Annotated in this window: 17 protein-coding genes; 6 read left to right on the top strand and 11 right to left on the bottom strand. The window is 67.6% G+C overall.

The features are described from left to right. Positions 1-60 precede the first annotated feature (60 nt). Genes ACTIEF_RS08110 through ACTIEF_RS08095 form a run of 4 tightly spaced genes read right to left on the bottom strand, consistent with a single transcriptional unit; the run spans position 61 to position 2125 of the window. Entirely contained in the window at positions 61-615 is a 555-nt protein-coding gene (locus ACTIEF_RS08110) for a demethoxyubiquinone hydroxylase family protein (protein ID WP_439471624.1), read from the bottom strand. A gap of 3 nt (positions 616-618) precedes the next feature. Further along, positions 619-1488 (bottom strand): polyprenyl synthetase family protein, encoded by an 870-nt coding sequence (locus ACTIEF_RS08105; protein WP_331046552.1) that lies wholly within the window; start codon positions 1486-1488, stop codon positions 619-621. A 41-nt stretch (positions 1489-1529) separates the two neighbouring features. Beyond that, positions 1530-1880 (bottom strand): tRNA-binding protein, encoded by a 351-nt coding sequence (locus ACTIEF_RS08100; protein WP_439471623.1) that lies wholly within the window; start codon positions 1878-1880, stop codon positions 1530-1532. After that, positions 1880-2125 (bottom strand): exodeoxyribonuclease VII small subunit, encoded by a 246-nt coding sequence (locus ACTIEF_RS08095; RefSeq protein ID WP_439471622.1) that lies wholly within the window; start codon positions 2123-2125, stop codon positions 1880-1882. Before ACTIEF_RS08095 ends, ACTIEF_RS08100 begins: the two co-directional genes overlap by 1 nt. 126 nt (positions 2126-2251) lie before the next feature. Between ACTIEF_RS08095 and ACTIEF_RS08090 the strand changes: the two genes are divergently transcribed. Together ACTIEF_RS08090 and ACTIEF_RS08085 are read left to right on the top strand one after the other, a co-directional pair. Then, positions 2252-3223 (top strand): hypothetical protein, encoded by a 972-nt coding sequence (locus ACTIEF_RS08090; protein ID WP_439471621.1) that lies wholly within the window; start codon positions 2252-2254, stop codon positions 3221-3223. Further along, positions 3220-3576, top strand: a complete 357-nt coding sequence (locus ACTIEF_RS08085; protein WP_439471620.1) for a hypothetical protein — start codon at positions 3220-3222, stop codon at positions 3574-3576. Before ACTIEF_RS08090 ends, ACTIEF_RS08085 begins: the two co-directional genes overlap by 4 nt. Positions 3577-3580: 4 nt before the next feature. Here ACTIEF_RS08085 and ACTIEF_RS08080 read toward each other — a convergent pair whose 3' ends face one another. Continuing rightward, positions 3581-4198 (bottom strand): peptidylprolyl isomerase, encoded by a 618-nt coding sequence (locus tag ACTIEF_RS08080; protein ID WP_439471619.1) that lies wholly within the window; start codon positions 4196-4198, stop codon positions 3581-3583. A gap of 19 nt (positions 4199-4217) precedes the next feature. Next, complete coding sequence (locus ACTIEF_RS08075; protein ID WP_439471618.1) at positions 4218-4868, bottom strand: histidine phosphatase family protein; 651 nt, start codon at positions 4866-4868, stop codon at positions 4218-4220. 233 nt (positions 4869-5101) lie between these two features. On the opposite strand from ACTIEF_RS08075, the gene ACTIEF_RS08070 reads away from it, so the two are divergent. From ACTIEF_RS08070 to ACTIEF_RS08055, 4 genes are read left to right on the top strand one after another with little or no spacing between them, the layout of a single operon-like run. Further along, positions 5102-5629 carry a GNAT family N-acetyltransferase gene (locus ACTIEF_RS08070; RefSeq protein WP_439471617.1) on the top strand — a complete coding sequence of 176 codons (528 nt, stop codon included), beginning with the start codon at positions 5102-5104 and terminating at the stop codon, positions 5627-5629. 45 nt (positions 5630-5674) lie between these two features. Then, positions 5675-6343 (top strand): hypothetical protein, encoded by a 669-nt coding sequence (locus ACTIEF_RS08065; RefSeq protein ID WP_439471616.1) that lies wholly within the window; start codon positions 5675-5677, stop codon positions 6341-6343. Positions 6344-6397: 54 nt separating this feature from the next. After that, a complete protein-coding gene (locus ACTIEF_RS08060; RefSeq protein WP_439471615.1) occupies positions 6398-7576 on the top strand; it encodes a vWA domain-containing protein in 1179 nt (392 codons plus the stop codon). Positions 7577-7611: 35 nt separating this feature from the next. Beyond that, on the top strand, positions 7612-8124 hold the full coding sequence (locus ACTIEF_RS08055; RefSeq protein ID WP_439471614.1) for a hypothetical protein: 513 nt from the start codon (positions 7612-7614) through the stop codon (positions 8122-8124). 650 nt (positions 8125-8774) lie between these two features. Here ACTIEF_RS08055 and ACTIEF_RS08050 read toward each other — a convergent pair. The 5 genes from ACTIEF_RS08050 to ACTIEF_RS08030 form a co-directional block, all read right to left on the bottom strand. Beyond that, positions 8775-8960, bottom strand: a complete 186-nt coding sequence (locus ACTIEF_RS08050; RefSeq protein ID WP_439471613.1) for a CsbD family protein — start codon at positions 8958-8960, stop codon at positions 8775-8777. 176 nt (positions 8961-9136) lie between these two features. Then, entirely contained in the window at positions 9137-9583 is a 447-nt protein-coding gene (locus tag ACTIEF_RS08045) for an NUDIX domain-containing protein (protein WP_439471612.1), read from the bottom strand. Positions 9584-9585: 2 nt separating this feature from the next. Further along, positions 9586-10632: a sensor histidine kinase gene (locus ACTIEF_RS08040; protein ID WP_439471611.1), complete on the bottom strand. Its 1047-nt coding sequence runs from the start codon at positions 10630-10632 to the stop codon at positions 9586-9588. After that, positions 10629-11054: a response regulator gene (locus ACTIEF_RS08035; protein WP_439471610.1), complete on the bottom strand. Its 426-nt coding sequence runs from the start codon at positions 11052-11054 to the stop codon at positions 10629-10631. The genes ACTIEF_RS08040 and ACTIEF_RS08035 overlap by 4 nt, the downstream gene beginning before the upstream one ends. Then, on the bottom strand, positions 11054-12574 hold the full coding sequence (locus tag ACTIEF_RS08030) for a sensor histidine kinase (protein ID WP_439471609.1): 1521 nt from the start codon (positions 12572-12574) through the stop codon (positions 11054-11056). The genes ACTIEF_RS08035 and ACTIEF_RS08030 overlap by 1 nt, the downstream gene beginning before the upstream one ends. Positions 12575-12653: the final 79 nt, after the last annotated feature.

Raw genomic sequence — 12653 nt, 5'->3', positions numbered from 1 at the left:
AGCGCGCGGAAAGTCCCACGGCGAGAGCCCATGTTGTCACTGTGGGTTCTGGATTTCGGGTCACGCCACGGCAAGTTCACGCCCCAGCCGGGCGGAATCGCCTCGAGTGGAAATCCAGATCAGGGTCGCCGTCGCGGCGCTGATCAGTTGTTCCAGCCATTGAAATCCCCGACCGCGCCGGTTTGCTAAAGCCCAATCGATGTGAGCTGCCTCCTCCAGCCGGATATCCGAGATGACGCGGTACATCTCCGAGTCGCGCGGCTCGGCCCATCGAATCTGATCGTCGAGATGTTTGTGCACTGTTGTCTCGACGGCCTCGGTGCAGGCGAGGATGGCTTCCCGCCCTAATGCCGCTGTCACCAGCCCAAGAACCGCACCGCGGACACCCCATATCCACATCATCCGGCATGGCTTGCCGTCACGGGTCGGCATCAGTTCGCGGAAGCGGCGGCGATGCGACCGCTCGTGCTCCAACGCTTCCTGAAGGAAGGGCAGCAGGTCAGGCGCGCGCAAACGGGCGGCAACAATCTGGACGCTGTATATACTGATGGCGCCGTGCTCACCCCCGTGGTTCACCCGCAGAATACGCGCCGGGATGGAGGTGTTGAGCGCCAAGGTTCAGCTCCGGCGCTGAAGCACAAAGTCCACGCTGGCCTTGAGGATATCCGCGTCGGGGCCGAAGACGTCCAGATGGGCGCGGGCCTGGTCGGCGAGGTGCGCGACCCTGTGCCGCGCCTGGTCGACGCCCAGCAGGGTGACGAAATTGGTCTTGCCCTGGGCGGCGTCCTTGCCGGCGGCCTTGCCGAGGATGTCCTCGTCGCCTTCGGCGTCGAGCAGGTCGTCGACGATCTGGTAGGCCAGACCGATGTCGTGAGCGAAGCTGGTCAGGGCCTGACGGTGGACCTCGCGGGCGCCGGCGATGATCAGCGGGATCTCGAAGGCGAAGGTGAACAGGGCGCCGGTCTTGAGCCGCTGCATGCGGGCCACGCCGCCGAGGTCGTCGCGGACGCCCAGCAGGTCGATCATCTGGCCGCCGGCCATGCCGCGCGCGCCGGACGCCATCGACAGCCGCGCCGCCAGCTCGCAGCGGACGGCGGGATCGTCGTGGGTGTCCTCGTGCAGAATGATGTCGAAGGCCGCCGTCTGCAGCGCGTCGCCGGCGAGGATGGCCGTGGCCTCGTCATAGGCGATGTGCACCGTGGGGCGGCCCCGGCGCATGTCGTCATTGTCCATGGCCGGAAGGTCGTCGTGGACCAGGCTGTAGGCGTGGACGCACTCCAGGGCGCAGGCGGCGCGCAGGACGGGGCGTTCCTCGATATCGAACAGGGTCGCGGCCTCAAGGGCGAAGAAGGGGCGCAGCCGCTTGCCCGGTCCCAGCGCCGCATAGCGCATGGCCTCGGTCAGGCGGGACTCGGGGCCCTCGGCACGGGGCAGGAGCTCGTCGAGGGCGACGGTGACCAGATCGGCGATCTCGGCCACGCGATCGATGACGCCCTGCTCCGGCGAATTGGCGGCGTGCGGAATGGAGGTCAAAACAGCCTCCCGCCCACGGGGACTTCGCGATCCAACCCGACCAGCACCACGGCGCCGTTCTCGTCGGGGAAGCCGAGGGTCAGGACCTCGGACATGACCGGGCCGATCTGGCGCGGCGGGAAGTTGACCACCGCGGCGACCTTGCGGCCCTCGAGCTGTTCCAGCGTGTAGTGGACGGTGATCTGGGCCGAGGATTTCTTGATCCCGATCTCGGGACCGAAGTCGATGGTCAGCTTGTAGGCGGGCTTGCGCGCCTCCGGGAAGGGCTCGGCCTTGAGGACCTGGCCCACCCGGATGTCGACCTTCATGAAGTCGTCGAAGCCGATGGTTTCGGCGGAACCGGCCATCAGTCGAACGACGCGGGCTCGGCGCCGCGCGGCTGGCCGTCGGGGCCGACGACGATCTTCTCGACGCGCAGCTGGGCGGCCTTGAGCCGGGCCTCGCAGTGCGCCTTCAGGCGCGCGCCCTCCTCGTACAGGGCGATCGATTCCTCGAGCGGGGCCTGACCGGATTCCAGCTTCTGGACGATCTGTTCCAGACGCTGGAGGGCGTCTTCAAAGCTGAGGTCGGCGGGGATCGAGGTTTCGGTCATCGGGCTTCCAGGAACGAACCTCTTCCTTAGTCAGCGCACCGGGCCACCGCAATCCGTCGAAAGCCCGTTCCACATACCCTCGTTACGAGATACACCACCTGCGTTCGCGGATAACGGGGGTCGTTCATGGACAGGGTGCTGATCATCGGGCTGTGCGCTGCTTTGGGCGCCTGCGCCGCAGTGCCCCGCACCCAGGCGGTTCAACTGGCCCAGAGCGGGGCGACGGCTTCTGATCTGGCGGCCCAGGAAGTACGGGACCTGTCGGGACGGCTGGACCGACAGGAAGAGCTGATGGCCTTCACCACCACCTGGGAGACCTGCGTCGAACTGCCCGACCCGACCCAGTGCGAGCCGATGGAGCAGAGCGACGCCAATGCGCAGGAGGTCGGCAAGCTGATCCGGGCGATCAACCTGCGGGCCGAGGCGCTGACGGCGCTGGCAGACGCCTATCGGGCGCTGGGGCAGGAGGCGCAGTATAACGCCGAGGGCGCGATGGAGACCGTCGTCGGGCGGCTGACCCGCAGCGTCAACGCCTATGCCGATGTGATCGACCCGGGCGCCGGGACGCTGGTCAACGCGCCACTGGGCCAGGGGATCAGCATGGGCGCCGGCCTGCTGGCGCGGGACCGGCAGAGGACGCGGCTGCGCGACGGCAGCGCCCGCATCCGCGCGGCGGTCGTGCTGCTTCGCACCTCGCTGGGGGCAGAGGTGCGGCTGTTCGACGCCCTGTCCGGCAGCTTCGCCGAGCAGGAGGGCGCGACCATCGAGGCCCTGTATGCGGCGGGCCTGATCTCGCGCTCGCCGCTGCTGGCGCAAATGGCGACCGATCTGGGAGTCACCATGGCGCCCGAGGCCGAGCAGGTTCTGGCCACCGACCTGAGGGCGCGCGGCGCCTTGCAGGCCTATGTGCGCGGGCAGGCCAATGACCGGGTTCGACTGCAGGCGGCGCGCTATGACGCCATCCTGAACGCCCTGGCCAAGCTGGAAGCGGCCCATGCCGATTTCGAGACCGTCGGCGGCGCCGACATTGCCGACCTGAACCGGGCCATCGGCGAGATCACCGCCCTGATCCCCGCAACGAAGGAGGCCGGCCAATGAGCAGCACCCACGAAGACCGGTTCGCGGTCGCCGCCCAGGCCTATTCCGACGCCTGGAACGCCCGCAAGGCGGACCGCAGGGCCTGCAATGGCGACCTGACGCAACTGAAGGCCGTGAACGCCAATCTGGACGGGCTGCACACCCAGATGCTGCGGGCCGCCAACGCCTGGCTGGGCGAGACCGGTCCGGACGTCGAGGCGGCGTTCAAGGCGGCGAAGGACGCCAAGGACACGGTGGACAAGGCGCGTCAGGACGAGGCGGACATCGTCACCCGACTGGGCGCATTCACGGACCTGCTGAGCAGCGTGACCACCCTGATTGACAAGGCGAAGACGGCGACCGAGGCCGCCTGAGCCGTCAGGCGGCGGGGACTTCCACCCGACGGGCCGAGATGATCTTCACCCGGGGCTCCAGCATCTGGCCACGCATGTAGTCGTCGCCCTCGGTCTCGGACTTGGGCGCGGCCAGCATGGCGCGGACCACGTCCATGCCCTCAATGACGCGGCCGAAGACGGCGAACCCCGGATCGTCGGGAGTGGTCTTGCCCGCGTCCAGAGAGGTCAGGTTGCCGACGACGATGAAGAAGTCGGCGGTCGCCGTGCCAGGCTCGCTCTGGGCCATGGAGAGGGCGCCGTCGGTGTGGGTCAGGCCCGTCTGGCTGGTCGGCTCATGGGCGACCGGGGGCAGGACGACGCTGCGCGCGCCGCTGGCCCCGCCCTGCACCAGACCGGCGTCCGGCCCAAGCTGCATGCCCCGGTAGAAGGTCAGGCCGTCGAGGCGGCGCTGATCGACGTAGCGCAGGAAATTGGCCGAAGTCTGGGGCGCGCGGGGATCGGTCTCGACGACGATGGTTCCCAGATCGGTGACGAGGGCGACGCGGACAGGCGCCTCGGCGGCGTCCTGGGCGATGGCGGGGACAGCGCCGAACAGAAGGGTCAGGCCGAGCAGGCAGGACAGCAGGGATCGCCGGATCATGGCTTGCTCCGTCGCGAGGTCAGCGCTTCTCGTATCGGCGCTGGGACCAGTAGCGGAAGCCCTGGTTGTGCACGAGCTTCCAGCCGTCGGCCTTCAGCCGCTTGCCGACCATGTGGTTGAAGTAGCCGTGGGCGAGGACCAGCACGTCCTCACCCGAGGACGCGCGGCCGATGAGCACCTGGGCGGCCTGTTCGGCGCGGGCCTCGGCCTCGACCCGGGTCTCCTGCCCTTCGTGGTGGTTGAAGGCGTGCCACCAGAAGCGGGCGACGGCGCCCCAGTATTTCGGCGGCAGCTTGAACCAGGAGGGGAAGTGCGGCGGCGGCAGCGGCGCCTCGATGAACAGGGCGTCGGTCAGGACCTCCTTGCCCGCGGCGGCGGCGGCGGCGGTTTCCTGCGCGCGCGGACGGGTGGAGGCGTAGATGGCGCCCGCGCCCTCGGCGGCGGCCAGAAGCTCGGGCGGCGGGGTCTGGCCGGCGCGCAGGCCGCCAACCTCATATTTCGCCCACCAGTCGCGGTACTGGTCCGACGTCAGCATGCATTTGCGCGACAGGGCCGGTTCGCCATGCCGCGTCAGGATGATGGCGCCCGGACGCACGGCCACCAGCGTCGCCCGCACGCGTTCAGCGGACGGGGCGGGCTCGGATTGCGCGGACGCGGGGGTGTCGACCAAGGATGAGTCTCTCGCGGCGAAGGGCATGATGTACGGACGTAAGCCTCTGGCGAACTGTCCTTATTCCTCCCCCAAGGCCTGTACATGGGTGACCGCCGAGCGGCCCTGCCCTTTTAGGTCGTAACCGCCCGCGCGCGCCGAGACAACCTTCCCGCAACAGCACGATCACGCGAGCGCGGATTCCGGGCTCCGACGCACTCGCGCCGGACGTCTTCCCCCGCTAAGGCGAAGGCATGACCGACGCCCTGATCCGTCCCGCCCGCGATGCTGATGCGCAAGCGCTTGCCGACCTGGGGCGCGAGACCTTCATAGACACCTTCGTGACCGGGTTCGGGATCCCCTACCCCGAGGCCGATCTGACGGCCTTCCTGGACGCCAGCTTCAACGCCGACACGATCCGCACCAAGCTGGCCGAGCCCGGCGCGGCCTGGTGGGTGGCCGAACGGGACGGCGAACTGCTGGCCTTCGCTAATACCGGGCCGAACACCCTGCCGCATCCCGACGGCAAGGCCAGCCACGCCGAACTGCGGCGGCTGTATGTGTCGAAGGCCGCGCAGGGGCTGGGCCTGGGCACCAAGCTGCTGGCTTTGTCGCTTGAGTGGATGGAGGCCAATACCGACGGCCCGCTGTGGATCGGCGTCTGGAGCGGCAATCTGAAGGCCCAGAAGCTGTACGCCGCCTACGGCTTCGAGAAGGCCGGCGAGTATCAGTATCCGGTCGGAAGCTGGCTGGACGACGAGTTCATTCTGCGACGCGGATAGACGCGGGCCGAACGGCATGGCTTGATCGCCGTTCAACCAAGGGGGATGGCGATGATCCGGATTTTTGCCCTGCTGGCGGCGCTCGCGTTCGCCGCGCCTGTCGCCGCGCAGGATGCGCCCCCCACTGCCGAGCAGATCGCCGCCGCCAAGGCGCATGCGGACGACGTCATCGCACGGAGCGACGCCGGGGCCTTCTTCGTCAACGTGACGACCACCGAAGTTCCGCAGGCCAAGCATACCGGAAGCGGCATGGTCTGCGTGTTCGCGACCGGCGATCAGCGAGACTCGATATCCTTCTACCCCGTCGTCGAGGGCGGGCCGCCGCATGGGGACGACGTCAGTTGCGCCTCGTGGTGGGAGACCACCTTCATCAGCATGTTCGCGACCCGTTACCCGCAGGCCTACCCGGCCGACGATATGATCTCGTCCGCCGTGGCTGACATTCATCGGAGCTGGCAGAATGTGGTCCCCGTCGAAGGGGAGTTCCCGGTTGTTTCGCTGCAGGGCCAGGAAGAGCCGCTGATCGCCGCTTTCGACGCCGAAATTCAGGGACAGACCCGCCGGACCGTGGTGGTCCTGCGCAACATCGACGGTTGGACGTTCAAGGCCCGGGCCACCGGTGACGCCCAGTCTCCCGAGGCGACCAAGATGGGCACACTCGCCTTCGCGGTGTCGATCCCCGGCGGCTGGGAGATCTTCCAGGCCGCGCGCTGACCGCTTTAGTTCGCGCACCTGTTCCCGGACCGGAAGACGGCCTAGTCTGCCCCCATGCTCCTGCCCTTCTTCACAGCTTTGCGCGACGCCAAGGTTCCGGTGTCGATGAAGGAATGGCTCCATCTGATGGAGGCCATGGACAAGGGCGTGGCCTCGGGCCGGGTGGATGATTTCTACCACCTGTCGCGCGCCGTTCTGGTCAAGGACGAGAAGCACTACGACCGGTTCGATCAGGTGTTTGGCAAGGTGTTCGCGGGCATCGAGACGGTGGGCGCGGGCGAGGACCTGACGACCAACCTGCCCGAGGACTGGCTGCGGCTGCTGAATGAGAAATTCCTCAGCGACGAGGAGAAGGCCGCCATCGAGGCCATGGGCGGGTTCGAGAAGCTGATGGAGACGCTGAAAGAGCGTCTGGAGGAACAGAAGGGTCGCCACGAGGGCGGCAGCAAATGGGTCGGGACCGGCGGCACCAGCCCCTTCGGGCATGGCGGCTACAATCCCGAGGGCGTGCGGATCGGCGGGCCGGGGAAGCACGGCCGGGCGGTGAAGGTCTGGGAGAAGCGCGAGTACCGGAACCTGGATGACCAGGTCGAACTGGGCACCCGCAACATCAAGGTGGCCCTGCGCCGCCTGCGCCGCTTCGCCCGGCAGGGAGCGGCGGACGAGCTGGACATGGACGCCACCATCGACGGCACGGCGCGTCAGGGCTGGCTGGACATCCACATGCGGCCCGAGCGGCGCAACACGATCAAGGTGCTGCTGTTCCTCGACATCGGCGGCTCGATGGATGCCCATGTGAAAATGTGCGAGGAGCTGTTCTCGGCGGCCAAGACCGAGTTCAAGCACCTGGAATTCTTCTACTTCCACAACTGCCTCTACGAGGGTGTGTGGAAGGACAACCGGCGTCGGCACACCGAGAAGATCGACACCTGGGACGTGCTGAACAAATACCCCGCCGACTGGCGCGCCATCTTCGTCGGCGACGCCACCATGAGCCCCTATGAGATCACCATGCCCGGCGGTTCGGTCGAGCACTGGAACGAGGAGGCCGGCGCGGTCTGGCTGAAGCGGGCCACGCAGCAGTGGGATAAGGTCGCTTGGCTGAACCCCTCGCCGGAGCGGTACTGGAACTACTCCGCCTCGGTCGGGCTGATCCGCGAGGTGATCGACGAGCGGATGTATCCGCTGACGCTGGAAGGGCTGGAAAAGGCGATGCGGGCGCTGGCCAAGTAGGCTAGCGTGACCGCGACACATCCGGAGGGTTCCCCATGCTGACCGCCGCCGTGCTTTCCGCCCTGATGCTGCAACAGGCCACGACCGGTCAGGTCGTCTGGTCCACGCCGGTGGAGCCCGCGCCGGTCGCCGCACCCGCGGAGGTCCCGACCATCCCCGACTGGGCGAAGACGGATCCGTTCGGCTACGAGCGGTCGGAGTGCAGTCCGCTGATCCGCAACGCCTCGGAATCGATGGACGCCTGCCAGAACCGGGTGCGCTTCGCCCTGGCCGCCAATCTGGGCGACGCCCTGCCCGCAGGCCTGCGGCCGACCGCCTCGGTGGACAACTGCCGCCAGGAGGCGGCGGGCGACCGCTACGGCATGCAGTGCGGCGCCCAGGCGCGCAGCGTGCCCGCCGGGCCAGACCTGCGCGACCGGACCTGCAACACCCGCCCCGTCCGCAATCGCGAGGGCGGCGGCATGACCTATCGCGAAGAGTGCACGGTCGGCGGCCAGGAGGTGCGGGAAGAAGGCCTGCGGATCAATCTGGGCGGCCGCTCGGACTGAGACGCCGTCAGGAGTCGCAAGCCGACACCAGCGTTATTTGAAAGCAGGATGATGGGCGGAGGAACCGCCCATGCTGATGCTGCTGATCGCCCTGCTGACCCAAGACCCGGCGACCGCGCCGACGCAGGCCCCCGCTCCGCCTCAGGGCCGAGTTCCGTTCAATGTGCAGCTGAATGGGTTGACCCGCCCCGCGCCTGCGGCGGTCGATAGTTGGGGCGGAGGAGCCGGGCTGGGCGCTGACCGATCCGGCGCGGTGGGAGCGGCTGCGCCGCGGGGCCAACGGCGACGAGGCCTGCCGCAGGGCGGCGCGCAACCGGTTGGCGGTGGCGCGGGCGTCGATGGCGGAGCGATCCGAGCCCGCCTCTCCGTCCCGGCCACAGGAAAACTGCCGAATGGTGACCCAGAGGTCCGAGAGCGGCTTCGGCCGCTCCTTAACCGGGGTCTTCGGCGACGAGGCCTCCGTCGAGCGGGCGCCGGAGGCCAACCAAGTGAACGGACCGAGCCCCGCGACGAGCCCTGCGACCGACCGATGAGCCATGAGAGGCAGAACCAGTGGATGGGCCGCTGCCGCGTGGCGACGCGCTGATCCTGACATGACGACGCCGCGCTCCCAAGGGAGCGCGGCGCGTGAGATGTGAGGCGAAAAAGGCCTAGTTGCGCTTGTCGCCGCGAAGGGTGTCCTTGAGGCCGCCGACGGCATTCTGGACCTTGCCTTCGACCTGGTCGGCCTTGCCTTCGGCTTTCAGCTTTTCGTCGCCGGTGACCTTGCCGGCGAATTCCTTGGCCTTGCCGCCGAGGTTCTTGGCGGCGCCTTCGATGCGATCCTGATCGGGCATTTCAGTCTCCTTGAGAGGGCGCCGGGGGAAGGCGGCGCTTCGGACAGGAGAACGAGGGCGGGAGACGAGTGTTCCCTTCCGCGTCAATGTGTTCGCGATCGTACGGGCGGTCAGCCCAATAAGTTGGACCGAAGTCTGAGCCCGGCTGGACTGCGTCTGATCGAGCCGATTTCGGTCTAGCGGCGCAGCCAGGCGGCGACCGCCCAGGCGTGGGCGTCGTGGCGCAGCTCGTTCAGGGCCGTGTGCGGATGCAGCCAGACCAGCTCATGATCGGCCTCGACCTTGGCGGAGGGATCTAGCGAGACCTGTTCGGCGATCCAGAAGCCGCCGCTGTTGTTCAGCGGTTCGCCGGTGGACTTGAGGAAATACTGCGAGGCCTCGGCGATGCGGGCGAAGGGGCGGACGGTCATGCCCGTCTCCTCGACGAACTCGCGGATGAGGGCCTGTTCCTCGGTCTCGTCGCCATCCACGGCCCCGCCGGGCAGGTCGTAGTAGCTGCCCTCGCCGCGGTCGACGCGGACGCAGGCCAGCTTGCCGTCATGGAAGACCAGGCCGAAGGCGGTGGGGCGCAGGACATAGTCCAGCCCTGATTGGGCGACGCCGAACTGCAGGGCGTTGGCCATGGTCAGAGGTCGAAGGCCAGACGGGCGCGCACGCCCTTGTGCGCCTGATCGAACTCGACCACCGAGCGCAGGCCCGAGGCCATGGCCGAGATGATCTTTCCGCCCAGACCGGTGCCCTTGGGCGAGCCGTCGCCCATGCCCGGACCGTCGTCCTCGACCGTCAGCAGGGCGCGGCCGTCGCTGTCGGTGCGCAGGATGACGCGGATCTCACCGCCCTGGCCGGGGGCGTAGGCGTACTTGACCGCATTGGTGACCAGTTCGGTGACCACCACGCCCAGGGAGACGGCCTGGTCGGTCGAGACGCGCAGGGGCTCGACCTCCAGCGTCAGGGTGGGCGAGCCCTTGTCCGGGCCCAGCGACTTGGACAGTTCGTCGATCAGGCCGCGCAGATACTCGTCCATCTCGACCGAGGACATGTCGCCCGAGGTGTAGAGGCGGCGGTGCACATGGGCGACGGCCTCGATGCGCGCCTGCGACTCGCGCAGGGCGTCGCGGGCGCCCTCGTCGGCGAGGTGGCGCAGTTGCAGGGACATGAAGCTGGACACCAGCTGCAGCGAGTTGCCCACCCGGTGATTGACCTCGCGCAGCATGGCCTCGGCGCGGTCGCGGGCCAGGCGGACCTGCTCTTGGGCCTCGAGGTGCTCGCGCTGCAGGCGACGACGCTGGATGGCGTCCTCGATGGCGTTGCGCAGCAGGGCGGTGAAGTCCTCGGACACGTCCTTGATGACGTAGTCGGCGGCGCCCGCGCGCAGGGCGGCGACGGCGATGCGGCCCTCCTGCGCCCCGGTGACATAGACCACCGGCGGCGGGTCGTTCAGGGTGATGATGTCCGGCAGCACGTCCAGACCTTCGCGGCCGGGCATGTAGTGATCCAGCGCGACAGCGTCGAAATGGCCCGCCTGGGCGGCGAGGACGTCCAGCCCCGCGTCCCCGTCAGGGGCGCAGGTGACGGCATAGCCGTGACGCCCGAGCTCCTTCTCGACCAACCGCGAAAGCCCGCGGTCGTCATCGATATAGAGCAGGCGGATGACCTCGCCTTCGGTCTTCACTCGATCTCCGGAGCCTGCATCACGGACAGGAACAGTCCGAGCTGGCGGATCGCCCCCGCGAAGCTTTCATAGTCGACCGGCTTGGTGATGTAGACATTACAGCCGAGATCGTAGCAGCGCTGGATTTCGACCTTGTCGTCCGTGGTGGTCAGCACGACCACCGGGGCGCGGCGCAGGCGCTCGTCGCCCTTCACCCGCTCCAGAATGTCCGTACCCGACATATCCGGGAGGTTCAGGTCCAGAAGGATCAGCAGCGGACCATTGGCGCGGACCTCGTCGCTGAACAGGAAGTCCAGGGCGGAGCCGCCGTCGGCGAAGTGCGCGATATCATTGGCGATATTGGCGCGCCGGATGTTCTTCTCGATCAGCTTGGCATGACCGAGGTCGTCCTCGATCATGACGATCTTGACGGAAGTGCTCATCAGAAATCTCCGGCGTCCGCGAGGATCAGGCGTGTGGGGAATTTGAGGATGAATGTCGAGCCCTTTCCGAGCTCTGAATCCACCGTGATGTCTCCGCCGAGGCGGCGAACGCTGTTGCGCACGAAGGCCAGCCCCAGCCCCTCGCCCGCCCGATCCTGACGACCCGAGCGGCGGAACAGCTCGAAGATGCGCTCATGGTCGCGGGGCGCGATGCCACGGCCGTTGTCGGCGATGCGATAGATCACCCAGTCATGGTCCGCCTCACCCGAGACCACGATCCGGCCGGGCCGGTCGTGGTCGAGATATTTGACCGCATTGTCGATAAGGTTGCCGAACACCTGCTCGATGGAGAGGCGGTCGCTGTCCAGACGCGGCAGGGACTCGACCACGATCTCGGCGTTCGCCTCGGCGGTCTGGTGATTCACGCTGTCGGCGATGCCCTGAACCATGGCCGTCATGTCCAGCAGTTCCGGCACCAGCGAGCGGCGGCCTTCGCGGGACAGCTTGAGGATGGCGTTGATCAGCCGGTCCATCTTCTCGGTCGAGGCGCGGATGAAACCGATGGCCTCGGGCATGTCCTCACGGACGGCCGTGACCACATCCGCATCCACCTTGCGATTGCTCTCGGCCTCGGTGATCGCCTTGTCGACCACCCTGCCCGCCTGCTCCAGTTCGGAGGTGTAGCCCATGACATTGACCAGCGGCGCGCGCAGATCGTGGCTGACGATATAGGCGAAGCGCTGGATTTCCTCATTGGCCCGGGTCAGGTCCGAGGTACGCTCGCGGACCTTGGCTTCCAGACTGGCGTTCATTCGGGCGACCGCATCGCGGGCTTCCTGGATTTCCATGACGTAGCGACGGATCAGCCATGCGCTGACGCCCGCAAATCCAAGGATCAGCAGCGCGCCGATAGCATTGGCCAGAACGGTGACCGTGCTGGACCATTCAGACTGACGGGTGCGGAATTGCATCCGCGTCTCCAGGATCTCATCGATGGCCGCCGCCTCGGCGCGGAAGCCGTCCATGGTCGCCTTGCCCTCATTGCTGCGGACGACGCCCAGGGCCTGTCCCAGACGACCGGTGCGGGCCATGTCGATGGTGCGCTGCAGTTCGGTGGCCTTGATCTCGGCCAGTTCGCGCAGATGGGCGACCCTGGGCTCGATGTCGGCGTCGCCGCGCGCGAAGGCCTCCAGATCATCCAGCATCACAGGCAGGTCTCGCGCCGCCTCCTGATTGATCTGCAGATATTCGGGGTTGCCGGTCAGCAGGTAGCCGCGCTGGCCCGTTTCGGTGTCGATCAGCCTGATCAGGACGGTCCGGGTCTGACGGCGCATCTGCTGGGCCGCGGTCACCTCTTCGTTAAAGTCCGCGGTGCGCTGGATCATCACGAAGGTGGCGACGTTGCTGCCTAGCAGCAGCAGGATGGCGAGCGCCAGCAGACCCGCGACGCGGCGACCCAGGGTCGGCGTGCGCAGGAAGTGGCCCAGGGCCTGAAGCGTATCTCGCCACGCCGAACTCATCGCACAGGAGCATTAGCGTCACCTTTCCCCCTGTCCAGTCGCGTCGTGGGAGAAACCCTCGCCGTGCTGAGGATTTAGG

Source organism: Brevundimonas sp. (assembly GCF_051858995.1).
Lineage (GTDB): Bacteria > Pseudomonadota > Alphaproteobacteria > Caulobacterales > Caulobacteraceae > Brevundimonas.
Note: the sequence above shows the minus strand (reverse complement) of the source record. Positions and strands in the feature narration are given on the sequence as shown.

What these genes read in the sequence shown, in the direction of transcription:
- ACTIEF_RS08095 (WP_439471622.1), bottom strand. Translation starts at nt 2,125, where the DNA reads ATGACCGAAACCTCGATCCCCGCCGACCTCAGCTTTGAAGACGCCCTC.
- ACTIEF_RS08085 (WP_439471620.1), top strand. Translation starts at nt 3,220, where the DNA reads ATGAGCAGCACCCACGAAGACCGGTTCGCGGTCGCCGCCCAGGCCTAT.
- ACTIEF_RS08070 (WP_439471617.1), top strand. Translation starts at nt 5,102, where the DNA reads ATGACCGACGCCCTGATCCGTCCCGCCCGCGATGCTGATGCGCAAGCG.
- ACTIEF_RS08065 (WP_439471616.1), top strand. Translation starts at nt 5,675, where the DNA reads ATGGCGATGATCCGGATTTTTGCCCTGCTGGCGGCGCTCGCGTTCGCC.
- ACTIEF_RS08035 (WP_439471610.1), bottom strand. Translation starts at nt 11,054, where the DNA reads ATGAGCACTTCCGTCAAGATCGTCATGATCGAGGACGACCTCGGTCAT.
- ACTIEF_RS08030 (WP_439471609.1), bottom strand. Translation starts at nt 12,574, where the DNA reads ATGAGTTCGGCGTGGCGAGATACGCTTCAGGCCCTGGGCCACTTCCTG.
- ACTIEF_RS08055 (WP_439471614.1), top strand. Translation starts at nt 7,612, where the DNA reads ATGCTGACCGCCGCCGTGCTTTCCGCCCTGATGCTGCAACAGGCCACG.
- ACTIEF_RS08045 (WP_439471612.1), bottom strand. Translation starts at nt 9,583, where the DNA reads ATGGCCAACGCCCTGCAGTTCGGCGTCGCCCAATCAGGGCTGGACTAT.
- ACTIEF_RS08100 (WP_439471623.1), bottom strand. Translation starts at nt 1,880, where the DNA reads ATGGCCGGTTCCGCCGAAACCATCGGCTTCGACGACTTCATGAAGGTC.
- ACTIEF_RS08050 (WP_439471613.1), bottom strand. Translation starts at nt 8,960, where the DNA reads ATGCCCGATCAGGATCGCATCGAAGGCGCCGCCAAGAACCTCGGCGGC.
- ACTIEF_RS08060 (WP_439471615.1), top strand. Translation starts at nt 6,398, where the DNA reads ATGCTCCTGCCCTTCTTCACAGCTTTGCGCGACGCCAAGGTTCCGGTG.
- ACTIEF_RS08090 (WP_439471621.1), top strand. Translation starts at nt 2,252, where the DNA reads ATGGACAGGGTGCTGATCATCGGGCTGTGCGCTGCTTTGGGCGCCTGC.
- ACTIEF_RS08080 (WP_439471619.1), bottom strand. Translation starts at nt 4,198, where the DNA reads ATGATCCGGCGATCCCTGCTGTCCTGCCTGCTCGGCCTGACCCTTCTG.